25 protein-coding genes and 1 tRNA gene are annotated in these 24,633 nt (G+C 59.6%); 11 read left to right on the top strand and 15 right to left on the bottom strand.

Features of this window, described 5'->3' with window-relative positions:
* Positions 1 to 52: 52 nt before the first annotated feature.
* Genes yidC through rpmH form a run of 3 tightly spaced genes read right to left on the bottom strand, consistent with a single transcriptional unit; the run spans position 53 to position 2,392 of the window.
* Entirely contained in the window at positions 53 to 1,864 is a 1,812-nt protein-coding gene (gene yidC, locus NO932_RS02290; RefSeq protein WP_309209402.1) for a membrane protein insertase YidC, read from the bottom strand.
* A complete protein-coding gene (rnpA, locus tag NO932_RS02295; protein ID WP_309163656.1) occupies positions 1,861 to 2,214 on the bottom strand; it encodes a ribonuclease P protein component in 354 nt (117 codons plus the stop codon). The genes yidC and rnpA overlap by 4 nt, the downstream gene beginning before the upstream one ends.
* A gap of 43 nt (positions 2,215 to 2,257) precedes the next feature.
* Complete coding sequence (gene rpmH / locus NO932_RS02300; RefSeq protein WP_309162820.1) at positions 2,258 to 2,392, bottom strand: 50S ribosomal protein L34; 135 nt, start codon at positions 2,390 to 2,392, stop codon at positions 2,258 to 2,260.
* Positions 2,393 to 2,652: 260 nt separating this feature from the next.
* On the opposite strand from rpmH, the gene NO932_RS02305 reads away from it, so the two are divergent.
* From NO932_RS02305 to NO932_RS02315, 3 genes are all read left to right on the top strand, one after another.
* Positions 2,653 to 4,071 (top strand): NAD(P)/FAD-dependent oxidoreductase, encoded by a 1,419-nt coding sequence (locus NO932_RS02305; RefSeq protein WP_309209403.1) that lies wholly within the window; start codon positions 2,653 to 2,655, stop codon positions 4,069 to 4,071.
* A gap of 26 nt (positions 4,072 to 4,097) precedes the next feature.
* Complete coding sequence (locus NO932_RS02310; RefSeq protein WP_309209405.1) at positions 4,098 to 5,534, top strand: HAMP domain-containing sensor histidine kinase; 1,437 nt, start codon at positions 4,098 to 4,100, stop codon at positions 5,532 to 5,534.
* 119 nt (positions 5,535 to 5,653) lie between these two features.
* Positions 5,654 to 5,730 (top strand) — tRNA-Arg (locus tag NO932_RS02315).
* Here NO932_RS02315 and NO932_RS02320 read toward each other — a convergent pair.
* From NO932_RS02320 to NO932_RS02330, 3 genes are all read right to left on the bottom strand, one after another.
* Positions 5,701 to 7,365, bottom strand: a complete 1,665-nt coding sequence (locus tag NO932_RS02320; RefSeq protein ID WP_309209406.1) for a recombinase family protein — start codon at positions 7,363 to 7,365, stop codon at positions 5,701 to 5,703. The two genes, NO932_RS02315 and NO932_RS02320, sit on opposite strands and share 30 nt — an antisense overlap.
* Positions 7,366 to 8,018: 653 nt before the next feature.
* Positions 8,019 to 8,363, bottom strand: coding sequence for a hypothetical protein (locus NO932_RS02325; RefSeq protein WP_309209407.1), 345 nt, complete (start codon positions 8,361 to 8,363; stop codon positions 8,019 to 8,021).
* 9 nt (positions 8,364 to 8,372) lie between these two features.
* Complete coding sequence (locus tag NO932_RS02330; protein ID WP_309209408.1) at positions 8,373 to 8,498, bottom strand: hypothetical protein; 126 nt, start codon at positions 8,496 to 8,498, stop codon at positions 8,373 to 8,375.
* Positions 8,499 to 8,861: 363 nt separating this feature from the next.
* Here NO932_RS02330 and NO932_RS02335 point away from each other — a divergent pair, with 363 nt between their 5' ends.
* Together NO932_RS02335 and NO932_RS02340 are read left to right on the top strand one after the other, a co-directional pair.
* Entirely contained in the window at positions 8,862 to 10,391 is a 1,530-nt protein-coding gene (locus NO932_RS02335) for a MobA/MobL family protein (RefSeq protein ID WP_309209153.1), read from the top strand.
* Positions 10,388 to 10,711, top strand: a complete 324-nt coding sequence (locus NO932_RS02340) for a hypothetical protein (protein WP_309209152.1) — start codon at positions 10,388 to 10,390, stop codon at positions 10,709 to 10,711. The genes NO932_RS02335 and NO932_RS02340 overlap by 4 nt, the downstream gene beginning before the upstream one ends.
* Before the next feature lie 22 nt (positions 10,712 to 10,733).
* Here the strand turns inward: NO932_RS02340 and NO932_RS02345 are convergent, their stop codons facing one another.
* On the bottom strand, positions 10,734 to 11,162 hold the full coding sequence (locus tag NO932_RS02345) for a MarR family winged helix-turn-helix transcriptional regulator (RefSeq protein ID WP_309209151.1): 429 nt from the start codon (positions 11,160 to 11,162) through the stop codon (positions 10,734 to 10,736).
* Between the two features lie 80 nt (positions 11,163 to 11,242).
* Here NO932_RS02345 and NO932_RS02350 point away from each other — a divergent pair, with 80 nt between their 5' ends.
* A complete protein-coding gene (locus NO932_RS02350) occupies positions 11,243 to 11,986 on the top strand; it encodes a ParA family protein (protein WP_309209409.1) in 744 nt (247 codons plus the stop codon).
* Positions 11,983 to 12,270 (top strand): hypothetical protein, encoded by a 288-nt coding sequence (locus tag NO932_RS02355; protein ID WP_309209410.1) that lies wholly within the window; start codon positions 11,983 to 11,985, stop codon positions 12,268 to 12,270. The genes NO932_RS02350 and NO932_RS02355 overlap by 4 nt, the downstream gene beginning before the upstream one ends.
* 26 nt (positions 12,271 to 12,296) lie before the next feature.
* On the opposite strand, the gene NO932_RS02360 is transcribed toward NO932_RS02355, so the two are convergent.
* Together NO932_RS02360 and NO932_RS02365 are read right to left on the bottom strand one after the other, a co-directional pair.
* Complete coding sequence (locus NO932_RS02360; protein WP_309209411.1) at positions 12,297 to 12,767, bottom strand: hypothetical protein; 471 nt, start codon at positions 12,765 to 12,767, stop codon at positions 12,297 to 12,299.
* A gap of 27 nt (positions 12,768 to 12,794) precedes the next feature.
* Positions 12,795 to 14,009, bottom strand: a complete 1,215-nt coding sequence (locus NO932_RS02365) for an EpsG family protein (RefSeq protein WP_309209412.1) — start codon at positions 14,007 to 14,009, stop codon at positions 12,795 to 12,797.
* Positions 14,010 to 14,477: 468 nt separating this feature from the next.
* Between NO932_RS02365 and NO932_RS02370 the strand changes: the two genes are divergently transcribed.
* A complete protein-coding gene (locus NO932_RS02370; RefSeq protein ID WP_309209413.1) occupies positions 14,478 to 14,675 on the top strand; it encodes a hypothetical protein in 198 nt (65 codons plus the stop codon).
* Positions 14,676 to 14,726: 51 nt separating this feature from the next.
* A complete protein-coding gene (locus NO932_RS02375; protein ID WP_309209414.1) occupies positions 14,727 to 15,422 on the top strand; it encodes a hypothetical protein in 696 nt (231 codons plus the stop codon).
* Here NO932_RS02375 and NO932_RS02380 read toward each other — a convergent pair.
* The 3 genes from NO932_RS02380 to NO932_RS02390 form a co-directional block, all read right to left on the bottom strand.
* A complete protein-coding gene (locus NO932_RS02380; RefSeq protein WP_309209415.1) occupies positions 15,335 to 16,663 on the bottom strand; it encodes a sugar transferase in 1,329 nt (442 codons plus the stop codon). The genes NO932_RS02375 and NO932_RS02380 overlap by 88 nt on opposite strands.
* A 125-nt stretch (positions 16,664 to 16,788) precedes the next feature.
* Entirely contained in the window at positions 16,789 to 17,859 is a 1,071-nt protein-coding gene (locus tag NO932_RS02385) for an NAD(P)-dependent oxidoreductase (RefSeq protein ID WP_309209416.1), read from the bottom strand.
* Positions 17,856 to 19,424: a GMC oxidoreductase gene (locus tag NO932_RS02390; RefSeq protein WP_309209417.1), complete on the bottom strand. Its 1,569-nt coding sequence runs from the start codon at positions 19,422 to 19,424 to the stop codon at positions 17,856 to 17,858. Before NO932_RS02390 ends, NO932_RS02385 begins: the two co-directional genes overlap by 4 nt.
* A gap of 124 nt (positions 19,425 to 19,548) precedes the next feature.
* Between NO932_RS02390 and NO932_RS02395 the strand changes: the two genes are divergently transcribed.
* Both NO932_RS02395 and NO932_RS02400 read left to right on the top strand, forming a co-directional pair.
* On the top strand, positions 19,549 to 20,367 hold the full coding sequence (locus NO932_RS02395) for a 6-hydroxymethylpterin diphosphokinase MptE-like protein (RefSeq protein WP_309209418.1): 819 nt from the start codon (positions 19,549 to 19,551) through the stop codon (positions 20,365 to 20,367).
* 35 nt (positions 20,368 to 20,402) lie between these two features.
* On the top strand, positions 20,403 to 21,374 hold the full coding sequence (locus tag NO932_RS02400; RefSeq protein ID WP_309209419.1) for a glycosyltransferase family 2 protein: 972 nt from the start codon (positions 20,403 to 20,405) through the stop codon (positions 21,372 to 21,374).
* Between the two features lie 63 nt (positions 21,375 to 21,437).
* Here the strand turns inward: NO932_RS02400 and NO932_RS02405 are convergent, their stop codons facing one another.
* The 3 genes from NO932_RS02405 to NO932_RS02415 form a co-directional block, all read right to left on the bottom strand.
* Positions 21,438 to 22,850, bottom strand: a complete 1,413-nt coding sequence (locus tag NO932_RS02405) for a hypothetical protein (protein ID WP_309209420.1) — start codon at positions 22,848 to 22,850, stop codon at positions 21,438 to 21,440.
* 61 nt (positions 22,851 to 22,911) lie between these two features.
* On the bottom strand, positions 22,912 to 23,898 hold the full coding sequence (locus NO932_RS02410; RefSeq protein WP_309209421.1) for an NAD(P)-dependent oxidoreductase: 987 nt from the start codon (positions 23,896 to 23,898) through the stop codon (positions 22,912 to 22,914).
* On the bottom strand, positions 23,895 to 24,575 hold the full coding sequence (locus NO932_RS02415) for an acylneuraminate cytidylyltransferase family protein (protein WP_309209422.1): 681 nt from the start codon (positions 24,573 to 24,575) through the stop codon (positions 23,895 to 23,897). The genes NO932_RS02410 and NO932_RS02415 overlap by 4 nt, the downstream gene beginning before the upstream one ends.
* Between the last annotated feature and the right edge of the window lie 58 nt (positions 24,576 to 24,633).

The following is a 24,633-nucleotide window of genomic DNA, read 5'->3' on the forward strand; positions in this document are numbered from 1 at the left end:
TGGCAGGGTGTCCAAAAGAAAGGGCCGGTTTCCCGGCCCTTGTTCGTTTTCGTTATTCGGCGGCCTTGGGCTTGCGCTTGAACGAATTGCGGATGTTGCCCAGAAGGTCGACCTCGACCCCGTGCCGCTTCATGATGACCCATTGCTGGACGATCGAGAGGAAGTTGTTCCAGGCCCAATAGATCACAAGACCAGCCGGGAAGCCTGCGAGCATGAAGGTGAAGATCACCGGCATCCAGTTGAAGATGATCGCCTGGGTGGGATCGGCCGGAGGCGGGTTCAACCGCATCTGCACCCACATGGTGACGCCCATGATCAGCGGCCAGATGCCCAGCATCAGGAACGGGCCGATAACCGGCACGACAGAGGGATCGTAAGGCAGCAGGCCGAAAAGGTTGAAGACCGAGGTGGGATCGGGCGCCGCAAGATCCTGAATCCAGCCAAAGAACGGTGCGTGCCGCATTTCGATGGTGACGAACAGAACCTTATAGAGCGCAAAGAACACCGGGATCTGAATGAGGATCGGCCAGCAGCCGGCCACCGGGTTGATCTTTTCGGTTTTGTATAGCTCCATCATCGCCTGCTGCTGGGCAGCACGGTCGTCCTTATACTTCTCCTGGATCTCCTTCATCTTGGGCTGAACGCGCCGCATATTGGCCATCGAGGCATAGCTCTTGTTGGCCAGGGGGAAGAAGATCGCCTTGACGATGACGGTCACCGCCAAAATGGCGAGGCCGAAATTGCCCAGAAGTTCGTAGAGCCAGCGGATGGCCAGGAACATGGGGTAGGTGATGAAGTGCAGCCAGCCCCAGTCGATCAACAGATCGAACTGTTCGATGCCATAGGCTTGGGCGTAGCCCGAGAGGATCGATTCCACCTTGGCGCCGGCAAAGACTCGGCTCTGATAGCTGGCGCCGCTGCCGGCAGGCACCACGACCGGCTGCTCGGTGATGAAATTGGCGCGATAATCGTTTCCGCTGGGGGTGTTGGTGCCGTAGTAGAAGCGGGCGTTGACCGCCTGGTCCTGGGGCGGGACGATTGCCGTCGCCCAATATTTATCGGTGAACCCGAGCCAGCCTCCGGTGGAGGTCATCGTCTGGTTTTCCTCGTCGCGAAGGGAGTTGTAGCCCCTCTCGATGAGATTGCCGCCCAGAACGCCGATCGGGCCTTCGTGCAAGATGAAGAAATTCTGCGTTTGCGGGGTGTAGAGCCGCGCCACGCGCGAATAGGGGAAGAGCGACACATCGCCCGCGCCGGTGTTTTCCACGCTCTGGTCGACGGTGAACATGTAGTTCTGATCGACGCTGATCGTGCGGCGGAAGATGAGCCCCTCGCCATTTTCCCAGGCGAGCGTTATGGGCGTATCGGCGGTCAGCGTTTCGCCGCTCTCAAGCGTCCATTCGGTCTGCCCGTCCGGCACGGCGACATTGCTTCCCGAGGGGGCGATCCAGCCCTGTTCGAGGTAATAGGGCTGGGGGGAGCCGACCGGAGAGAGCAGGGTGATAGTGGGGCTATCGGGATCAGGCGTTTCGTTGTAGCGGGTGAGGTGCAAATCATCGATGCGCGCGCCGGTCAGGCTGATCGAGCCCGAAAGCGATCCTGTTTCGATGGTCACGCGGTCGGTCGCTGCCAGCGCCTCGTCCCGTGTCGCGAAAACCGCCATGTCGGCCGATGTCGCGGCCGCGCCGTCTGTTCCTGGCGTCGCCAGATCGGCCGATTGCTCTGTTGCCTGCTGCTCGGCGGCCAGTTCGGCCTGGCGCTGGGCTTGCTCGAGTTGCGGGCCGGCGATGAAGAACTGCCATCCAAAGAGCACGATCATGCTCAGGACGACGGCCAGGATCATGTTGCGATTGTTTTCGTTCATGGCTTTGGATGTCCGCTGGGCGCTTGCGCCTGAGGTATATGGACGCGCTCGAGGGCTTTTCCAAGCTCCCGCGTCAGCGCGTCGAACGGTTGGGTGAGGCTTTCGCGCCGCCCGATCAACACATAGTCATGACCGGGCACAAGCCGGTCCGAACTCGCGCGCACCGCTTCGCGCAGGCGCCGCTTTATCCTGTTGCGTTCCGGTGCGTTGCCGGTCTTCTTGGTGACGGTGTATCCCACACCGGGAACCGGATCGGCAACGGCGACCGCCTGCAACACAAAGCCGCGCCTGGCAATTTTCTTGCCCCGCGCGGCTTTGAGAAACTGCGCCCGCTTTTTCAGGCGCCGCATCGGCAATGCCGGAATCTCCGGCACGTCGGTTCGAAACGCCGACTTAGGCCGAGAGCCGCTTGCGACCGAGCGCGCGACGGCGATTGATGATCTTGCGGCCGTTCTTGGTCGCCATGCGGGCACGGAAGCCGTGACGGCGGGCGCGCACAAGATTGCTCGGCTGGAAAGTACGCTTCATTGATGGTCTACCGCGCGCTCGCCCGCGCGATCCTCTTGTTTGGCTATGCGTTAAATTCTGGGTTTTGCACAAAAAGGCATGAGACAAGCAGTCCCTGGCCATCGGCAAAGGTTGGCCGGCTTATAGGGAAAAGGTCTGCCCAAGTCAATTGCGCGGCGGGCACATTTGCATGAGCGCACGACCGCTGGCCAGCCGCCTTCCGCCGCGCTAAAAGCGGGGCGATAGAGCAGTCGGGATTCGAGACAGGTCAGGGCGGGCGCGTGGCGCGGGACGAGAGGATCGATCTTTGCATCATCGGAGCCGGCCCCGCCGGCATCGCCGCCGCTGAACAGGCCGCTGCGCGAGAGGCCCGCGTCGTGCTGGTTGAAGGCGGCGAGCTGGGGGGAGTGTCCCACAATTGGGGCTCCTTGCCTGCCCAGGCCCTGGCTGCTGCCGCCGAACGGGCGCACGCGATCCGCACCGCGCGGGATCTGGGAGTTGGCGCCGACGAGCCGCGCATCAACTTTGCCCGGGTCAACACCAGGATCCGCGCCGCCATTGATGAAGCGAACCCCAATGTCTCGGCCGAGCACCTTGAAGCCCAGGGAATCGAAGTGGTGCGTGGACGCGCACGCTTTACCGGGCCGTCGGCGATCGAGGTCGAGGGGCGCGCGATCCGGGCTGCCAATTTTCTCGTTTCCACCGGATCGCGCCCGGTCGTGCCGGCCGTTCCGGGGCTGGATGGCGTCCCCTACTTCACGCCCGAAACCATTTTCGAGGTGACGCGGCGCCCCAGCCATCTGATCGTTGTGGGCGGCGGCGCGACCGGTCTGGCGCTGGCCCAGTCCCACCTGCGGCTCGGTAGCCCGGTGACGCTGATCGAAATGCTCGAGCCGCTCGGCGACCAGGACCCGGAAATGGCCCAGGCGGTGTTGCGGCGTCTGCGCGCCGAAGGGCTGGAAGTGCGCGAGCACACCGGCGTCGTGGCGATCTCTTCGGTCGCCGGCGAGATTGCCGTGGACGTCAAGGCCGGCCCCAACGAAGATCGCATCGTGGGGTCCCATTTGCTGTTTGCCACCGGGCGTCGGCCCGATTTCGACGGGCTGGGGCTCGAAGCGGCGAAGGTGCGCATGACCGGCGACGTGCCCGCACTGGGCCGGTTCGGGCGCACGAGCAATCGGCGCATCTTCGTTGCCGGCGATGCGGCGGGGCAGGTTGGAACGCATGCGGCGCGTCACGGCGCCCACATGGCCGTCGATGCCATGCTAGGTGGCCGTTACGGTCGTGGGGCCGTGGTGCCCCGCATCGTTCACACCCATCCGGCCATTGCCTGGGTCGGGATGACCGAACCCGAGGCGCGGACGCGTCATGGCAACAAATTCGAAGTGGTGCGGGCCGGCTTTTCCCAGACCGATGCGGCTCATGCGCAAGCCGAGGCCAATGGCCACGTCAAAGTGCTGGTGGGGCCGCGCGGAACCATCTTGGGAGCCGGCATTGTCGGGCCGCATGCCGAGGAACTGATCGCGGTTCTCGCGCTCGCCATGTCCGGGAAGATGGGGTTGGACAAAATCGAACGCCTGGTCGTGCCGCATCCGTCATTTTCGCAGGCGATCGCGCTTGCGGCTGCTCAATATGCGCGCACCCGTGGCGGAAACGCCCGCTCCGGTTGGCGCGCTGCGCTTAAGCGTTTGTTGCCATAGGCAAAATCGGGCTGTACTCTTTAGCCATGACACGGGACATCGCCAAGGTGCCGGGCCCTCTGACCGGTCTCTCCGTCAAGTTGATCACGGCGATCGCGCTGGTCATCGTCCTTGTGCAGGTTGCCACCTTCCTGCCATCGCTCGCCAATTACCGTATCGGCTGGCTCGAGGACCGGCTGCGCGTCGGTGGGGTGGCGATAAGGGTCTTCGATGCCGTTCCCGACGTCATGGATCTGCCGGTCGAGATCACCGATCCGCTGCTGCAGTCGGCAGGTGCCATCGCCATCGTCTACCGGCGCGAGGGACAGACCGATCTGATCGTCCTCGATGCCATCACCATGCCCGAGCAGACCCATCTCGCCGATCTACGCGAGACCAATCCGATGATGTCCATCGTCGCCGCGCTCGATACGCTCGCCTTTGGCGGCCAACGCACCCTGCGCATCGTCGGTCACCCGCCGGGGACCAGCGATGCCGTGGTGGAAGTGCTCATGCCGGAAAATCCGCTCAGGGCCGATCTTGTGACCTATGCCACCAACATTGCCCTGGTTTCGATCGTCATTGCCGGGGTCACGGCCTTCGTCATCTATATTCTGACCGAAAGCCTCTTGATCGGGCCCATCAAGCGGCTGACCGCCGCCATGCTGGCCTTCCGTGAAAATCCGGAAAACGGCACGCTGGTGATCGTGCCCGACCAGACACGCCGGGACGAAGTGGGCATTTTGGAGCGCGCCCTTTCCGATACCCAGGCCGAACTCTTTGCCATGCTGCGTCAGCGCCGGCACCTCGCCGATCTGGGCATGGCGGTTTCCAAGATCAATCACGATCTGCGCAATATGCTCACCTCGGCCCAGCTCTTGTCGGACCAGGTGGCCAATCTCGACGACCCGCAGGTGCAAAGGCTGGCACCCCGGCTGGTCAACACGCTCGACAAAGCCATCGCCTTCGCCCAGACCGTGCTCGACTACGGCCGCCAGCAATCCAATCCGCCCCGGCCTCAGCCTGTCGACCTGCGTGCCCTGGGATTTGAGGCGGCGCTCTCGGCGGGCGCGACCGGCCACCCGCGCATCATTTTCGACAATAAGGTTCCCGATGATCTTGTGATCTCGGTGGACCCGGACCATCTGGCGCGGGTTCTGGTCAACCTGTTCAAAAACGCCCGTGAAGCGCTGGAAGCTGCCGGCACGACCATTTCAAGGCCCGAGATCGGGTTTGCGGCCATGGCGGGCGAAGAAAATATCAGGCTGCTGGTTTCCGACAACGGGCCCGGCCTGCCGCCGCGCGCCCGGGAAAATCTTTTCGTGGCCTTTGAAGGGTCCGCCAAGGCCGGCGGCACCGGATTAGGGCTGGCTATCGCGCGCGAACTGGTGGAGGCCAATGGCGGCTCCATCGAACTCGTCGACGACGGAGAGGGTACTGTCTTTGCGATAGATCTCCCGCTCGGCGCGGGCGAGCGGCGTTAGGTGACAATTTCGTCGAAAACTTGCATCCGTTGCCCTTGCAATGGCTGCCAACCTCCTATAAGCGTTGCGCCTGCCGATCGGGGCTGATGCTTCCGACTGCGTAACCGCACCGGCACCGCGCGCCCGTAGCTCAGCTGGATAGAGCACCAGACTACGAATCTGGGGGTCAGAGGTTCGAATCCTTTCGGGCGCGCCATTCCGGTACACATTTCTGAACGTTTTCACCCGAATTTGCCGAAGCCGCTACTGCGGCGTTGAGCACGTCCTTACTGCCGACGATCCGGATACGGTCGGCGTCCACCTCGACCTTGGAGATGAGAGAGCGCAGCCACGCCTTGCGCGCAGGGTTTTCTGCCGAATCGAGAATGCCCGTCATGAGGTCGGAGAACGCCGTGATCTTTTCCGGATCGATCACGGTGTCATCACTCGGCTGAACCCGGGCACGTTCAAGCGCGGCTTTCGCACGCTCATGGTCGGCCCGAAGCGTGGCGATGCGATCGCGCAGCACATCATCGAGTTCGGCGCCATCCTCGACAAGCTTGTAGAGCCGGTCAAGCTTGTCCCGGGCGGCGTCCGCTTCCTGCTGCAGGCCAATGAGCCGCTCGCTGATCGCCGCGGCTCTTTGGCTCCTGCGCTCTGCAAAGGCGGTCAGCATGGCCGCAAGGCGGTGGGGCGCAAGCAGTTTTTCGCGCAGGGCGTCAATGACTTTTGAATCGAGGGCATCCATACGGACCGAGTTGCCCTTGCAGGCAGTCGGGCCACGCTGAGCCCGACCGGCGCAGGTGTAGTAGGAATAGACCCTTCCCGAACTGGACGTTCCGGTGCGCTGGGTCATTCCGGAACCGCAATGGGCGCAGGTGGCGAGACCTGTAAGAAGAATGGGACCGCTCACGGCGCGTGCGGGATTGATCCTGGGATTGTTGGCGGCAAGTTTGGACTGCACCGCCTCGAATGTCTTGTCGTCGATGATGCTCGGCACGGGAACATCCACCACATCGGCGGGATCGCTTTTCTTGCCCGTGGCCTTGTTGCGCACATTGTAGCGCCATTGGCCGACATAGGCGGTGTTCGTCAGGATGTGATGGACGGGGCCGACGCCGAACGCACCACCCTTGCGCGTGGTGTATCCGTGAGCATTGAGCCAATTGGCCAGTTCCTTGATCCCGAGTGGCGGCGTGCCCGTCTTGCGGTCGCCGTCGATATAGAGCCGGTAGATCAGCCTGACCGTTTCGGCCTCCACCGGATCGATATCGAGCTTTTTCTTGATCTTCTGGCCGCGGCGTTCCGCTTCGATGATCGTGTAGCCCAGGGGTGGTGTGGCGCCGTTCCAGAAACCCTGCCGGGCGTTTTCCTTCATGGCGCGGGTGACCTGCCGCCCATTCTCCTTGGAGGTGTATTCATCAAAAATGCCGATGACTTGCCTCAACATCTGAGCTGCGGGGTCATCGTCCCGGGTGGGTTGGGAGATCGATTCGACGGTAACGCCATGCTTGCGCAGACGGCGGATGAGCAATTCCATCTCCGCGCCGTCGCGATAGAAACGCGAAAAGGCATGGACCACGATGGTGTCGAAGGGATGATCGGGATCGCAGGCCCGGTCGATCATCTCGAGAAAGGCGGGGCGGCGATCATCGGTGGCCGAGCGGCCGGGCTCGATAAACTCTGCCGCCACCGAAAGTCCCTCGCGCTCGCAATAGGCAAGCGCCTGGTCGCGCTGGGAGGGGATACTGACCTCGCCTTCGGCCTGTCTGGTCGTCGAGACACGAAGATAGAGCGCAGCCTTTCGGGCGGGGCTGGTATCGCCGGGTGGGTTATGCCGTCTCTGTGCCATTGCTGCAGTGCTCGCCTTGCTTGTTCGGATCAGTCCCGAGGCGACCCTGACGGGAGTTAGGTGCCGCCTCGGGTGTCGAGGATGCGGTCGATCTCGGCGCCCAAATACCGTTCGAGGGTCTCCAGTTCGGCCCTGGCCAGACCCGGGACTTCGGGAAAGTCGAGCACGAGGTCTCGGCTGCATCGTCCCGCCGCGTTCTTCTGTTTTCGTCCACCCTCATTATCTGTTCGGGGCGGTTTGGGTGCACCGGCTACCGTGCACTTGTCATCTGCCGGCTTTGGTGCGTGCAATGCGCCTGGCGCCGACGGGCCCTGTCGTTTCGACGCCATGCGCAACCATGATGTCCCACGCCAGCCGACGGCCTACGCGCAGAGGGATGGCCGCCGACCGGCGTGGGAAATTTTCCTCACCTACCCTCGCGGGTGGCTGGCAAATGAGGAGGAGGTCATTTTCATTTGCCAGCCACGAAAAAATGGTCAGATGGATTCTTTTCGAAGGCAAACGTAATTTTGTAGAAGAAATCAAAAACTTGCCTCCAGTTGCGATGCCCTCCGAGAATCCGTGGGGCACAGCTCACGCCTCCACAACCCGGTTTCAGCCATGGGCGGCGCGATCGGTGCTTGATGTCACGCGAATCGGTTGATCCATCTCCATCAATGCGCCGGGTCTGGAATTGGAGCCGCCCGCCGAAGCCGAAGCTTCCGGAGCAGGCGCTTGCAGATGGTGCGGGTCACGCGCTGCAGCCTGGGCTTGACATGCACACGCCAGACCGCAATACGGCGAACGGTGTCGGCATCGACTGGCATCCGTGCTCCGATCTCGACCCCGAACTCCGCGACCAGTTGTTCGGCCGACTGCCCTAGTGGCGGGACAGCGGCAAAGATGAGGTCTGCGCTTCCCGTCTGGGCAGAAATCTCCCGCCGCCGCAGGTCGGGAGCACGCGTGGCTTCGATGTGGAGCGCGCCGGTGGCATCCACGATGATTGTCAGCAACTTCATGATCGCCCCCTATGCCGACGGTTTCAGCACCGCGATGCGCACGATGGTGCGCAGGCGCCAGAAAAAGCCGTAGGGGAGGATCGAATAGACGGGATTGACGGCGCGCAGGCGCACGTCCAGAAGATGGATAGCCATGTGAACTCCTGTCACTAGCAGTGAGCGATCATGGTCAGGGTGTCTGCGGGGATTGCACTCCCCGTGGCACCCGCCTTTGCGGGCGCCAACCATGACGGCCGGCTCCTGGCAAGAACCGGCATCTTGCTTCGTATCAGATATTCCCGCGCTGTCGAGCGGATGCTGAATCGACGGTTAATGTCTGCCGTCGGCAATCGCTCGGATTTTAGTTTTCGCCTCGAAGGTGTGGTCACCCCAAATCCATCCCCTCGGCTCACGCGCTCGTGATCTGGATACTTTCCAGGGTTTTCGGCACGCTTGCGCAATGTGTTCATTCACTAACACGTTGCGCGGGTGGCGATGGGAACGATTGGGTTGCCGGGTGTGAGTTTTGGGGGCGTTTCCCGCAGCGATGGCTGGAAAGCAATCGGGCGTTCCACCTATCAGATGGGGATCGAGTGCCATGAGGGCGTCCCGGAAGACAAGCACCGGAACGGCCAGCAGGTGTATCATGTCCGGCACTGGCTGCTGCTGCCCGATGATGTCGATCCCGTCCCGTGGCGGCGCGAGGCAGTTTGGCAAGCCGCCGGAGAAATCGAGAAGAGGAAGGACGCCAGGGAAGGCCGGTTCTTCGATATTAGTTGGCCGCGCGAACTGCCCACGGAACGGATCGAGGGGTTCGTCGAACGAGTTTATCGCGGCTTCACCGATATCGGACTTGCCGTGCAAATCGATTGGGAAAGCTCAGCGGCCATCGACGGGGAACCTAATGATCACCTCCACGGGCTGATCTCGACGCGCACGCTCTCGAATACGGGGTTCGCCAGCGCCAAGTGCCGGCAGCTTGACGTCTGGTTCCGCTCGGGCGTTCGGCACCGGGTGGCGGACCTGTTCAATGCCATTGCTGAGGATTGCGGCATCGATGTGCGGTTCGATCCAGCGCCCAATGCCGTGCGGGATAATGCCCTGCCGCAGGAGGATCGGTTGCCAAGGCGGATCGTGCGGGATCGCGCTGCTCCCGGCGCTGGAACCCGGCTGTCGCAGCGCGACCGCCAGCGTGCGCTGCGCCGTGAGCACGAACAGGTAACGGCGGAAATAGAAGCGTTGGAACGACAGGCATGTGATCTGCGGGCGGGAATCGATGCCCGGTTCGAGGATATGTCCGTTCTGACGTCATGGCAGGCTGAGGGGCAAGGTGCGAAACCGCTCCCCGTGGAAGTGGCGATGACCGCGTTCATGGGTGCCGGCATCGCCATCGACGAGCGCGTGGCGGTTGAAGGGGTCGGCGTGGCGTTCGTCGTCGATGGGACGGTGCTGATCGATGCCGGAGACCGGATCCTGATCGAGGGAAGGCTGCAAGCCGACCCTGCCCGGGCCGTGCATGTCCTGGCCCGCCGCAAGGGCTGGCGCGATCTCGGCTTGACCGATTCAGATGGAATGCCAATTCCGGTTCCGCCCGATCCTGCGCCGCTGTTGCCAAGTGTCTCCGGAATGGCCCGCAAGCGGTCCCGGATCGAGCTCATGGGCAAGGGGAACGTGCTCCGCGCCGCCCGGGAGGTCGTGCAGACGATTCGGGCGGCGGATCCGGAAAGCCGTGGGGAGATGCTGGCAAAAGTCGCAGCCTGGGGCAATCGGGGACTGGAACGCTTGGTGGCGGCACTCGTCAGCTACACCGGGGAGCCGAACGATCTTTCTGTCGGAATCATCCTCGACATGATCGACAGGGCCCTGGGTCAGGAAGATTATCTGTGGCGGCACCACGTCCTCGAACAGGATCTCGAGGCAATGACGGTCCCTGGCACGCCGTTGTCACGTCCGTTCCGGCCGCATCCGCGATTCTACGATCTCTACCCGGTGCCGCCAGACGATGGCGCAAGGCATGCGCATGCTGGTGGCGGGGAGGTTCTGCAATGAACGAACTCCTTGCAAACCTCCGTGCCCTGCAGGCCATTCGCACGCAGCAAGAGCAGCTGGCAGCCCGCAAACACGAGCTTGAACGCCAGGCGCGGCAAAGCTCCGCGCAGACCCGATCCCGCGCTTACCGCCTCGTGACCGACGCCACGCTCGAACTGCTCTCGCGTAGCGCTTCAGTCAATCCCGAATCCCTCACCCAGGAGATCGAGGCCCGTGCCCATGACCGGGATCGTTTCGCGGTCGCTTTGGCGCGGGATTGGTTGGCGGAAGCCAGGAGGGCGTCGACTGCGCCAGGCGAGGACGACGGAGGAATCGCTTAGGAGGTCTGATTCCGAGAGCGCATCAATCGTTCTCGATTTGCGGGACATTCTTGCCCCTTCCACCAAACAGGTCCGGGGCGAGAACGGAATCGAGCTCGTAGAGCAAGTGCCGGCCGCCCTCCGAGAGCGCCACATAACGCGTGCGCCGATCGTCGGGATCTTGGCGCTTTTCGATAAGGCCCATCCCAGCTTTCCGGCCATTGCCCTCGCCGAGCAGTTCGAGTTGCCGCGCAACCGTCGAGTATTTTTGATCCGGGAGGTGCTCCACAAGATCGGACATCGAGATCAACGCACCCTCGTGCGTCGGCGCCATGCCGATGGCAAACAGAGTCGAAAGCATGCCCAGCGTCATGTTGGGATAGCGGCTTTGAATAAATTCCAGCGCGCGGGCGAACCGCTCGAGTTGGGGGCTGTCCAGCGTTTCACGGGCGCCGAGAAAAAAGAAGAACATTGATGAACCGGTGCGGCTTGACTCTCTCGCAAGCAATACCGATATTATATCGCAGCGTAAAGTAAAGCCCCTCGAGTGTCATGCGTCCCAATCTCCACAGTTTTCGCCTTCCCGGTGCTGTCCCTGACTCGTTCAGACCGCGTGCGATCGGCGCGATCGAGTTCTGCCGGACGCAGGGTGTTATTGTCCTCACCGTCGCCAACAGCAAGGGAGGATGCGGGAAGTCCACCCTGACCCTTAACACCGCCATCGGCTACGCGCGGAAAGGAAAGAGGGTGCTCATCGTCGATGCGGACGGTGAGCAGGGCACGCTCAGAAAATGGCCCCGGTCCATTGACATCGGTAACCCCACGGTCGTCGCCTGCGCGGCTTCCGAGGTGATCGAGACCGTGGCCCGTCATATCGGGGATTATGACGTGGTGCTCATCGATACAGCAGGGCGGGACGAGCGGATGATGGCCGCGATCCTCGACATCAGCGACATCCTCGTCTCCCCGGTCAAGCCAGCCCATCAGGATTTGCTGGAACTGGGCCGCTTCGTTCATGTCGCGCGCGCCTGCAATGTGCCGACCGTCGCTGTCTTTAACGAAGCGACGCGAGACAAGACGGCTGAGCTGAAACAGTTGGCCGCAGCGTTCAAGGCGTGCGGGCCGTTCCTGCCGGTGGCCATGCAGCAATTGTCCACCTATCGCCGCGTCTATCCCTTTGGGCGCGGCGTTCTCGAGATCGGACGCGAGGATCCAGCGAAGGAAAACTTCGCCCGGGTCTTTGCCGCGCTCGGCCGGGCTGTGGACAGGGCACATGCGGAAAGGGCCGGACAGTGACTGAGGGGCGCAACGACTTGCCGAGCCTGAGCCGGATGATCGAAGAGGCAATGCTGTCCGATCAGGATGACGGGGGTTCCGCAGTTTCTGATATCGTTTGCACATCCAGCCGGATTCCGAGAGCTGTGCTGGACGAGGTTGCCGCAATCGCACGTTCGAACGGTATGAGCGTCAGCCTTTTGGTCAATCTGCTGCTCGATTCCTACCTGACTGGGCAGGGCCGTCCGGGTTACGCAGAACTGGCGCCGTGGTATTCCAGCTACGCCATGCGCCGTAAAGTCTGAAAACACCGGCCAAACGGCCCAAATCATCAGCTTGACACACAGACGCGAACAACCAGCATCTTCGATGCCGCGATGCCGCGATGCCGCGATGCCGCGATGCCGCGATGCCGCGATGCCGCGATGCCGCGATGCCGCGATGCCGCGATGCCGCGATGCCGCGATGCCGCGATGCCGCGATGCCGCGATGCCGCGATGCCGCGATGCCGCGATGCCGCGATGCCGCGATGCCGCGATGCCGCGATGCCGCGATGCCGCGATGCCGCGATGCCGCGATGCCGCGATGCCGCGATTGTTGGATCCGAAGATGGACAGTGGGTCCGGATTGTCCAGGGCACGACGTAGCCGAAGCACAGGCGGTGGGCCGTCGTGAGAAGCAGTCCCCGGACGCGGATGAAGCAGCCGGAAGAGGGCAGGCCGATGGTGAGGGTCGCTTCGTCGTCCGCATTACCGATGAGGAAACCGGGGCTGAAGTCTATCGGGATGACGATTGGCCCCATTAGCCCCTCCCGGTTCAGGCCCCTCGGCTAAGCGGAGCAGATCCAGAGCGAACCAACGAAGTTCTGCAACCAGTTCGCATTCGAAATCTGGGGCGGGAGATGTATGGGAGGCGCTACTGGCGCTGACTGTGCTGGCGATGCGGGTGCTGGCTGCGATGCCGCTGCGGGCCCCCGCGCAGTCTCGCTCAACATTTCAGACAACGATGCTGGGGTGCCGTTCGCATAGCGGGGGATATCAAGCGACCACTGATAGGATAGAGCCGAGTCCCTCGCAGCGGTGAAGCTCATGAGCCCGCCAAGAGCGATGAGAGCCGCGATCATGTATGGGCGTCTAAGCTTCTTCTGTTCTGGCAGAATAGCGAAAACGACGATGCTGAATGGAGCGAAGGCGGCCGAGATTCTGAGGAAGAAATTGCTGGTATCGGTAGCGGCCCACACGGCGACCAGCGCCAGGTAAAGCGCAAGCATATAGATCGGGGCGTTCTTCCACCCGTTCCTGCGGACGTACCATATTCCCACGCATATAGAAGCCGCAGCAAACAAGAGCGCTTTGAGGCCCGAGTTGTCGGAAACGTGCCCTGTGACGAAGTACGCGTATCTCGAGCAGAACGGAAGAAAGACAGCGAGGAGCACTCCCCCGAGTACGCCAAGCACCCCGATGGCGTAAGGCAACGGCCTCCAGCGCTCATTGCTCAATTCGAATAGAACGATTGGGATCAAGGCCAGTGCCAAATAGTGGAATGAGCTGGCGACCAGCAAGAGAGGAACGGCGGACCAAAACCGTCGGTCCTTAGCCTCGCACACGGCGAAAAGAGCAATGGCGATAGCCATGTGCGCTTTGACAAGGTTCAACGACGCCAAATAGGTGATCGGAAGGGCGAGGAACAGGCACCACGCGAAAAGCGGCGCGGGAGAGTAGGCGCGAGCAAATCGCAGATGGCCGAGACAAATTATGAGCGACGAAGCGACGAAGGCGAGGCGGCCAGATCCGTCTACTTGATTGGTTGCCCAAGAGAACAGGACAAAACCGATCTCCGACACTTTGGTGAAGATGATTTGCCCTTGGAATATGCGGGCGTAGTTCTCGAAGTCGTTGCCGACATCGAGGCGAAAGCCGGCCAGCAGTACGGCCGGCAGAACGGCGATCAGCGTCAGAACCTGCGTGCGCTGCGGTCTGTATTCTGCGGCGATTGCACATAGCGCCGCGACTGCAAACACCAGGGCGTAAGGAAGCGCTACCACGCCTCGAACATGCCCGCCTCAGACAGAGGCCCAGCGCCGTTTAGCGCTTGGATATGGTCAACTAAGAACGGGTTGTACGCGACCATGCAGAGGGCCACGGAAAATGCCAAAATGGAAAAGCCGATAGTCGCGAGGATGCGGTCTAACATTGACTGTCCTGTCGGTATTCGGGGTTCGCAGAAATTTGTGTCTAACTTATTCGTTCCGTCCGAGGCAACCGTCTTCGCGCGGCGGGAAATTATGGGAGCGACGTGCCGGCGTACGGGGATTTCAGTGGGGCTACCCGCCTTGGGGCATGAGGATAGGCGGCTGGAAAGGGATGAGTGATGTTTTGATTTCGCGAGCAGTCAATGCATCCTCCTAATCGCCGCCGCGCGTCCGATGTGCCACCCCGACCCACGGACAATGTGCGACGTGGTGCTCTGCCTATGCGAATCAATTCCTCAAGCATTACTTGCTTCGGCAGATGTGCAGGGGGGTTCCTGGCTGCTCGCCGTCTCGCTTGGCGGCAAGAGCTATACCGTGATGCGCGATCTGCTCTTCCCTAGCGGCATTGCCGTGGCCCAGGTCTGCTGTGGCAGCAAGGGCAGGGGATTGTCCGCCTGGATGCCGATCGCCCCCGATGGTGGCTATGACCCCGACACCCCGGCACTGATCGCGTCCTGACCCGGCCTATCCGTCCCGACTCATCCTCTCATTCATCCAAGCGCGCGAACGGTGCTTCCGTTCGCGGCGGGAGACTCTGCCATAATCGAACTTTCCAACCGTGCCGATCCCGATGACGGCTTCCCCGAAGCCATTCGCAAGAAGTGCGCGAAAGAAACACAGCGCGAGGACGCCGAGACCGCACTGGCGCGCACCGCGCTCGACATCGCCCCGAACCGGCGCATGCGGGCCGTGCTCAAGAAGCACCCTAGTGTGCACATCCTGACCGTTGCGTGTGCCGAGTGGGTGTCCGTGATCTCCGAATATGTGCGGTCCATGGCGCGCGCTCCAGTGGTAGCGCCGGTGACCGAACTCAAGAAGTCTGGCGGCGCGCGCTGCCGTGCCGGACGCGACGAGCTTGGTATGCTGCAGGATGGTCACAGCGTGATGTTCGTCACCCATGATCCTCAGGGTTTGCTCGACGAGGCGGTGCTGGTGGCCGCCGACCTCACCGTCACCCTGCCGCCGCTGACGCCGGCCCTCCTGCGCAACACCATTCGCTGCGTCACCGGCGGCGTCGCCCGGGGCGTGTCCGACCAGATGGCCCGGTTGAGCCTCGATCCGTCCCGGCCTGCGTGCCGGCGCGTGCGTGGCCAATCTGCGAAGGGCGCTCGAGCGTATCACCGCGCCCCGGCAGCCAGAACAATCGTCTTAATGGTTTTAAAGAGTACCTGCAGGTCGAGGTCGAAGGAGAGATGCTTGATATAGTAGAGATCATAGGCCAGCTTCTCCACCTCTTCATCAGTACTCTCTGCATAGCCTGAGGTTACCTGCGCCCATCCAGTCAATCCTGGTGCAACCAGATTGCGCAAAGCATATTTGGGCTCGGATCTGACGGTGGATTTCGCGACATATTCGGCAACTGGCCTAGGGCCGATAAGGCTCATGTCGCCAAGGAGAACGTTATAGAGTTGTGGCAACTCGTCCAGGCGCAGCTTTCGCACCAAAGTGCAACCCGGAATTATCCGGGTGTCGCCGACCGACGTCGAGCCTCCACCTGTGCCTTTATACATTGTGCGGAACTTGTACATGCGAAAGACGCGCCCCGCAAATCCACGACGATGCTGCACGAACAGTACCGGGGCGCCATCGCGCAAAAAAATGTAGAGCGCGGTGAACGCTGCCAATGGCAACGTTACAGGAAGCGTGAGAAATACGGCCGCTAGATCGAGCAATCTCTTACTGCGTGCATACAGCATCTGACTGGGGGAATAGGCCAGATGCGAGACTTCAAATGCGGAAACATGCACGCGCCCTTCGCGAATCTCAAGAAACTGAGCCCAAGGCATGACATCAACGCCTGCCACGTAGCACCGCGACAGCATGCTGGACCATTCGCGGGTGTGGTGATGCGTCGGGTCAATTAGCACGGTGTCGAATTCGGTAATGTCGGCGGAGGGATCGGTAATCCGGGCAACCCTAGACACGGCGAGAAGGGAGAGAGGAAGCGTGTCTCCATCGAAAGCAGCGAGTGCGACGCGTGCTGTAAGCCGCTTATGAAACCGGGCATTGGCCACGGCTATAATGAGCATCGTGACCGGCAGCGCCAGTGCAAGTCCGGCAAAACTAACATGGATACGAAGAGCAGACAGGAACGTGACTGCGAAGCTGAAAAACGTCGCCACGGCGACGGCGGCCGCGACAACGGGTGCTTCATTTCGCCGGAACGCACTCAGCGTTGCTGCCGAAAAAAGAGGAACCAGTGCCAATACCGCCAATGTAAGGGAAGCTGCGTGCCAAGATTGAGGTGCTCGCATATAGAGAGCCAAATAGCAAGAGGACTGCAGAGCGACCGCAAGAACGACCGCTGGCGAAAAAGTCCAAATGTCACGGTAGAGGCTGTTTCTCCGCAAGCCCGCGCCCAAACCTGTAATGTAGGACAGGTCCTGCGTTTCGGCTTTCTTCCGCGAGATCCTTCGAGATTTTGCCATTTTGTATCCAAATGCCATGCTTTGCCTCCCGTAATTGAGGCATGAGCGGTGTTCCTTAGCGGGGCATGGTTTGTCAAACAGATATTACGAGGCAATGGAGCAGATGCGTTGGACCTTCGCCAACGAGCGCGAGGACGGCTAGCTTATTCACGCTGCCGCCGTCCCGTGCCGCTCTTGTCATCATCCATCAACGAGGCGTCGTTGACCGGAATTCTTGGGCCCCATCCGGACAAGTTCGCCCTGGTGGTAAACTGGCTGGAATGAAAAATCCGGCTCATGCCTTGCGGCGTCCAACTGTCATCGATCGGTGTCTCGCCCACCTTCCGATTCTGCGCTCGCCTCCTCCGCACCAATTGCCGCATGCCTCCCAGTATTGGACGAATGGCCGATGAAAAAATGCTATCAAAAGCTATTCTGTAAAATACATCGTGGAGGAATGAATCATGGTACTTTCCGTCGCTTCTCAACTCGCAAATCCTCAAAGCCGATTTCTCACCTGACATCCGCTCGTACAACTTGCTATGGAGTTCGTAGAAATCTAGCCAAGTAAAATGATCTGGGCCGGAAATAATGGAGGACCTTGCGCCGGTGAACTCGGAAAAACTATTCAGAGCCTTTAGTGTTGCTTCGGCAACATCTTGCACGTGAACGGCACAGCACGGATTCTTGCCGCCGAACGGGAGGTGAGCGTGTTTCTTCCCGGCCACGTCAAGACCATGCATCGTCCAGTTGCCACCTAAGCCAACCACAATGGTCGGCCGTAGAATCCAGACGGACCTAGTTGGGTTGCGAGCAGCCCAAGCCTTCGCTTTCTCTTCGAGCCAGATTTTGGTTGCTACGTAGTCATCGCCATGGCGAGCATAGGGATCCGCTTCAGTCAGTACGCCCTTGAATTGGGGAACATGTACCGCGACAGAACTGAACACGATGATCCCCTTCGTCCCCACACGATCGGCAAGAGTCTCCAGCTTTGTCCAAAGCTGCTTGTTGGCAATGCCGTTGAAATGGTCGTGGGCGATATGAATGATATACTCGGCAGTATCACAGTCTTCGACGTTGGAGACCGTTTCAGCCTCTGACAGTGCTGCGATGGCACCATGTCTAGAGAGCAGAACTATTTTGTAACCTTCGTCCTGCAGGAGGACAGCAACCCTCTTGCCGATGAAGCCGGACGCCCCCGTGACAAATACTGAGCGATCGGAGCGTATACTCATATTTTCTCCGTCAGATGTTTAGCTAGTCTTTGCGCCAAGGCACTCGCAACTACGGTAGGGTTTGTGTTGCCGGTCGTGGGGAAGACAGACCCATCGGCGACGTAAACGTTGGTGGCCTCGAACAGTCTGAGGTTCTCATTCACCACACCGAACTTAGGGGAATTGGCCATCCTACAGGTGCCTAGGTGGTGCGCGGCTGAGGAGAAGCGAGCAGCCCAGGGTGCTTCGCGCGGAGTCCAGATAGGGCGGGCGAAGCTCGGATCAATCGCCCCGGCAACAACCGAATAGAAGCGCTCCACCGATTCGACGTCGAAGCTGTTCACCTGCCAGTCGACCGCCGGCACTCGATAGCCGAAGGCGTCGGTGTCTTCCGAAAGGATGACTTTGCTCTCGGGGTTGGGTGTCTGCTCACACACCAGAAACGCATCAAGTATGTCGTAACGCACGGGGATCGCAAATTTGTAAGCGAGCACTTGCCTGGCAAGGTTGAGATTTGTCGCCAGCGTAAGAAAATCCTCCACCTTGGCTCTTCTGGCTGCGAGCGTGAGCAGCGAGAGCTTGACACGCTCCGTTCTGTCATCCAGCCCTGCGGCGAAAGCCGGTCGCAGGAATACAGCATGATTTGGCATGCCGGTTTCTGCCGCTATCCCAGCTTTAAGTCTCAGCCCCGATCGAATCTTCTGCCCGGGCTTGAACAGATGCTCGGAATATATTCCCGACCTTTGAGTAGCGGCCAGGCGCAACTGAAAGGCATTACCCATGGGGTGGTCGCCCAGAAATCGCCCAACGAGGCCTTCGCTGTTTCCCAGCCCGGCAGGGTGGCGCGAGCGCGAGTTGAGCAGCAGGCGTGGATTTTGGTGAGCGCCTCCACAGAGCACGACTGCGCAGTTTTCTCGCAGGTTGAGATCAACCGTGCCGCCGCCGAGCTTGCCTATGCGCAGGCTGGAAACGGCCGCTGAGGTGGAGGCGCCCAGTAACTCAAGCACCGGACTATCCGAGACGAGGTCCACATATTCGGACCGCTTGATATATTCCATGTCATCGGCAAACCGAGCGGGCTTAGTGGCCTGGATCAACAGCTTGTTCTGGAGAATGTTTTGATCGAACTCCAATGCAGCCAACAGCGCTCGTAGGTGATCGGGCAGCTGTTCGACATGGAAGTAGTCTGTCGTGTACTGATAACGATTGGCGAGGCTCTCGATATAGCTGGAAAGATCGGCCTGTGAGATTGGCCAGCCAGAGTGCGGGATCCAGGGCCGGACTTCGAAATCCTCGTCATCGAGTGGCCCCATAACGCCATGCCATAGGGAAGAACCCCCGCCAACCTGGTTGGCGTAAGTCGGCGAGAGCCTGCGTGGCAGCCCAATGTCCTGCATGGGAAGTACGTCTTCATCCGGGCCGGGGCGCTTTGGTTTGGCCGGCCCGGCTTCCAGAACGAGCACACGCCTTCGGGCCTCATGCATGGCGCGGGCAAAGGTTAGCCCGCTCGGGCCCGAACCGACAACCACAGCGTCATACTGGATGCCGAGCTGCTCTGACGAAATGTGCGATAGCGATAGAAGCATGAGTTTCCATGTTCGAAGGGTCCACTGCGTCGAGCGCCCGAACCAGGTGCTGTCGGGCTCCGAATCTGGTAGTGGCCGTGACTCTATAACTACCAAAGACAGCCAAAGAAAGAAAAGGCCGCGCATGCCGATCACAGCCAGGAAAGTTTTGCAATTTGTTGGGAGGACTGCCCGGGAGCTTGTGGTCGATACAGCTTGGCCGCTGGCATCCACGGGCCCGATGAAGGAAAGCCGCGAGCGTTTGCTAGCCCTGCGCGATAGTTATCACGGTCAGCCTGGATTGGTCATAGGCAACGGGCCCAGCATCAATGGCCAGAATCTCGGCAGAATGACCGATTTCGTCTCAATTGCCGCGAATGCGTTCTTTCTCAAGTCGGACAGCATCGGGGCACATCCAACGTTTCTAACGGTTGAAGATCCACTGCCCGCTGAGGATAACAAGGAAAGGCTGAAAGCGTATTCCGGTGCGATAAAGATCGCGCCATGGGACCTTCGAGGAACCTTAGGAGATAGTTCAGACTATATCTACTGCAATTTCTGGCGAACGTATGCTCCCTTCGCCGGTTCTAGATTTCCGTTCTATTCGGACGATTTTGCTCGACGAGTCTTCTGGGGTGGAACTGTCCTATATATGAACATTCAACTTGCCTCATACCTGGGGTGCAACCCAATCTACTTGATTGGTGTCGACCTGACTTATCATATTCCATCGTCAGCCAAGATTGAGGGCAATATCATTACGTCGACCGAAGATGATCCAAACCATTTCGACGCCACCTATTTCGGCGCCGGCAAACGTTGGCACCTGCCCGAAACAGAGCGTATGCAGCGCTGCATTTATTTCGCATACGAGCACCTCCGGGAGAGGGGCATCCCACTAATCAATGCGACGGCTGGTGGAAACCTACACGGTCTGCCGCGCGCCGATTTCGACACAATCTGACTTATACTTTCCTCTGCAGCATAGGGACGGATCTTATGAAATGTTCTATCATTATTCGCGCCTACAACGAGGAACGGCACATCGCCAAGCTTCTGGTTGGCATTGGCCAGCAGGCGATCAAACCTCATGAAATCATTCTGGTAGATTCTGGCTCGACAGATAGCACCCGAGCTATCGCACAGAATTTCGGTGCCAAGATCGTCGAGATACCGAAGGCGGATTTCACTTTTGGTAGGGCGCTAAACGTGGGCTGTCGTGCTGCCACAGGCGAAATTCTTGTTTTTGTCAGTGCCCATGTCTATCCCACGCGCCGTGACTGGCTTGCCTCTCTTTGCCGGCCTTTCTCCAACGAGAATATTTCGTTGTCATACGGTCGGCAGATAGGCAATCACCTCAACCATTTCTCCGAGCATCAGATTTTTGCGAAATGGTTTCCCGCTCAGTCAGAAATCCCTCAGGTCGGCTATTTCTGCAATAATGCCAATGCTGCGATCCGGCGCAAAGCTTGGAGCAACAGGCCCTATGACGAGAATCTGACCGGCTTAGAGGACCTGGCATGGGCGAAACAGGCGCAAGCAGATGGTGAAGAAATTGCCTATGTTTCCCAGGCCGAAATCGTTCATGTGCATGAAGAATCCTGGCGATCAGTGCGCAATCGCTACCGGCGCGAAGCGATTGCCATGACCAGAATAGAGCCCAATGCACATTTCAGTTTGGGTGACTTCATGTCTCTGTTCGTCCGCAACGTTTGGGGAGACGCACGCTCAGCTACCAAGCAACGGCGCTTGCACAAGGAAATGGCCGGTATTTTGCGTTTCCGGTTCAACCAGTTTCTGGGAACCTACCAAGGGTATCGGGACAAGGGCGGGCTGTCGCGAGCCTTGCGTGAGCGCTTTTACTATCCCGCTGCTCTTAACGTGGACGACACGGCCGGGGAGCATGACATAGATCACATAGACTATTCCCGCCTCATGCGCGCTCCCGTTAACGTTAGCGCAAGAAAGTAGCCTCTCGACAAGGAACTGCGATACTTAGTTCTTCGGAAGCTGCCCCATGTCTTCCACAGCGCTTCAGAATACCCGAGACAACATGTATGCTATTAACATAGACACGGCAAATACAACGGCAGGAGCAAGGGCCGTCCTTATTTCGAACGCCGGAAAAGGTATCCCGAATTGGCGGTGGTTTAGAACGAGCGGGCACCAAGCATAAACGACGAGAATTCCCACAAGTCCAGCCATGGCGGCGCCCCACCCCCCATAACCCGGGATGAATATGAGTGCGCAGCCCAGGCTTACAATGCCCGTGAGACCATCCAGCCAATGCCAAACTATTACATTGGTAATTGAATAAGTCTGGAGATGCGCTGCTGCATTGCGCTGGATGAGGAGCGTCACAGCAAGAATACACCATAGCTCGACGTCGACGAAGGCTGTCTCGAATTGGGGAAAAGACCTCGTGAAGGGGATCAACAGCCCGATCAAGGCGGAAAGTCCGGCGGCAATCCATAACGATCTGCTCGTAGCCTGCCCCGCAACAAGCGCAACGCGTGCATAGTCACGGTTACGGAAGGCATAGGTCATGGTGTGTAGGCGAGACAGGACGGGCGCCGAACTGAGCATAGTAAGCACTGTTATGGCCTGTTGAGCCATCAAGTAGGCAGCGGCGATTGGAGGCGAGCTATACTGAGCAACCACCAGCCCGATGCTTTGGCGTGTTCCAGTGCTCATCAGCGTTCCCACACCCGTACGCCAGATGGGGGCCCAAACTACACTTAGTGTACGCCTAAAGCTGTCTATATCGCCGCCACGCGAAAGAGTCACCCAACCATTGTCTCTGCAAAGAGCGGCAATGAGAATGATGGCGGCTCCGATGCACAGATGCATGATGAGAACCATCAGGGCGAGCGAGGGCAACAGCAAGATACCGACTGTGGCTACGACGCCGCCACCCAGCCAGGCAAGCCCATCGATCCTGCGCGCCTCGGCGACTATGCCACGTCCGTTCAGGTAGGTCAGCTGGCGCAAAAGCACGACCCGCAACGGCGCTAAGGCAACGATCATTGCCCAGGCAAGCCATCCATCGGCGGGGCTGCCCATATGACTGATCGGGAGGAATAAGGCGGCGGTTCCTAGCGTCGAAAGCAGCACGAGCAGGAGCACTGTGAAGATCGAAAATGCCGCTCGGGTGAACTGAGCCAGTTCCTTCAGTGAGGGTTCACAAGCACCGTTGCCCGTGCCGCTCTCCCGTGGTGTGTCCGCATACGAAAGCATGCGGACTAGTACATGGGGTACGCCGATAAAGAGCAGGTTCTGCATACCCAGAAGAGTTGTCATTACCAGCCAGACCGATACATCTGCTGGAGTGCGCACCGCATACAGTATGGGGACCGGCACCAGATAACAAAGCGATCTCGACAGATTCGAGAACGCCAGCATCGTGCTGTCCGATTGTGATAAACGGGACCATGCACTGCTCTTCATTTTGGTGCCAATCTCTCCGGCATTAACTGCGCTGTTGCCGGCTTAGCTTCAGTGCGGATTGTCAGGCTACGCGGTGATACTCAGCAAGTGACCCTGATCCTATTCCCAGCATTGCCAAAGCGATATCGACACTTTTGCGATTCGTCCGGCCTATGCCTTGGCTTGTGCTGGAGCCTGAATGCGTACCGAAGAGGCAGTTGTCAAATGCCCGGAGTCGGCTGCTCATAGGCAGCGGCTCTTCCTCGAAAACGTCCAGGCCCGCTGCGCCCACCTGCCCACTTTCCAGAGCGTCGGCCAGAGCGTCCTCATCGACGATCGGGCCGCGGGCGACATTGACCAGCATTGCGCCTTGGCGCATCCGCGCGAATGCGGCGGCGTTGAAAAGATGGCGATTATCGGGGGTAAGGTTGCAGGCGATAATGACGATGTCAGCGCCTGCCAGCAATGCATCGAACGGCCGCTGGTCAATCTCAAGTCGTGAGAGTACTGCGGGATCGATACTGACAACATCGGAACCCAATACGGTCATGCCGAACGCCCGCGCTCGGCGCGCGACCTCCTGGCCGATGCCACCGAGTCCGACGATGCCAACTGTCTTGCCGGAGAGGGACGTGCCCTCATAACGCGTCCATTCACCCCTGCGCACATCCCTGTCCATTTTGTGGATATGTCGCGCAAGGTTAAGCACGTGGCCCATTGCTAGATCTGCGACCTCGTTCGAGAACATGCCCGGGGTATTGTAAACCGGCAAACCAAGGGCGCTGGCCGCCGACTTATCCACGTTATCCGTACCTATTCCCCACCGGACGATACCGGACAATTTTCCGGCACGTCCCGCACTAAGCACATTCGCCCCCAGCGGGTCGTCGCCCGCGATCAAGATGTCCGCTCCAGGCACCATCTGGATCATTTCCGCTTCAGTGAACTGCTGGCCCGCCAGCTGCGGCACCCAGCATTCGACGCCGTGACCCATCAGTTCCTCGCGAAAGCATCCGATGTGTCGCTGCAAATGCCCGCAGGTTACAAGAAGCGTGTATTTCTCTGTCATTTCGGATGCCTCGTTGCGGCGTAGATCGCTTCCGCGACCCGAAAATTGATTTCCTCGTCAATATCCTGCGCCTCGAAAGGATCGAGCTCAAGCAAGTAGGGGCGGTAACCGATGCGGTTTTGCCTTTCAACTAAAGTGCTTTTTTCAAAGATATAGAGACACGAATTTTCTTCGTATATCGGCGGCAAATCCTGCGTTCGCAGCAGGATGGCCGGGTTGTGGTTCACGGGGCGCGCCAACTGGTCCCAAAGCCGTGTCTGTAAACGAGTCACCGAGAACAACGAGTCGTGAATCGGATACTTGCTGAAAAAGGTCTCAATTCCCCGCAGCACCGTGTCGCGGGTCACGAGCGGATTAGTTGAATGTGTCTGGAGGTAAAATTCGCTGTCGACCTGCGATATGTCATGAAGCAGCACATTGTTCATAGGTGTTGCGCCATCGCGCAAATGCTCCGGCCGATCAATGAGCATTACATCGGGATATTGTTTCTGGCACACGTCCTGAATCAGATCGGAGTCTGTATCAATCGCCACTTTGTCAATTTCAGGAATGCTGACAAGTACATCGAGCATATGCTGAAAAAGTGGCCGGCCATCTCCAAATGACCGGTAATTTTTACCTTTTATGCGCTCTGATGAATGCCGCATGGGCATCAAGGCAACTAGCTTGTGTGTCATTAACTTTCCATGAGGTAAGGATTACACGGCGCGACGTATTCTGTAGTCGATAGCAGGT

The sequence above is a fragment of the Pelagibacterium sp. 26DY04 genome (genome assembly GCF_031202305.1).
GTDB lineage: Bacteria > Pseudomonadota > Alphaproteobacteria > Rhizobiales > Devosiaceae > Pelagibacterium.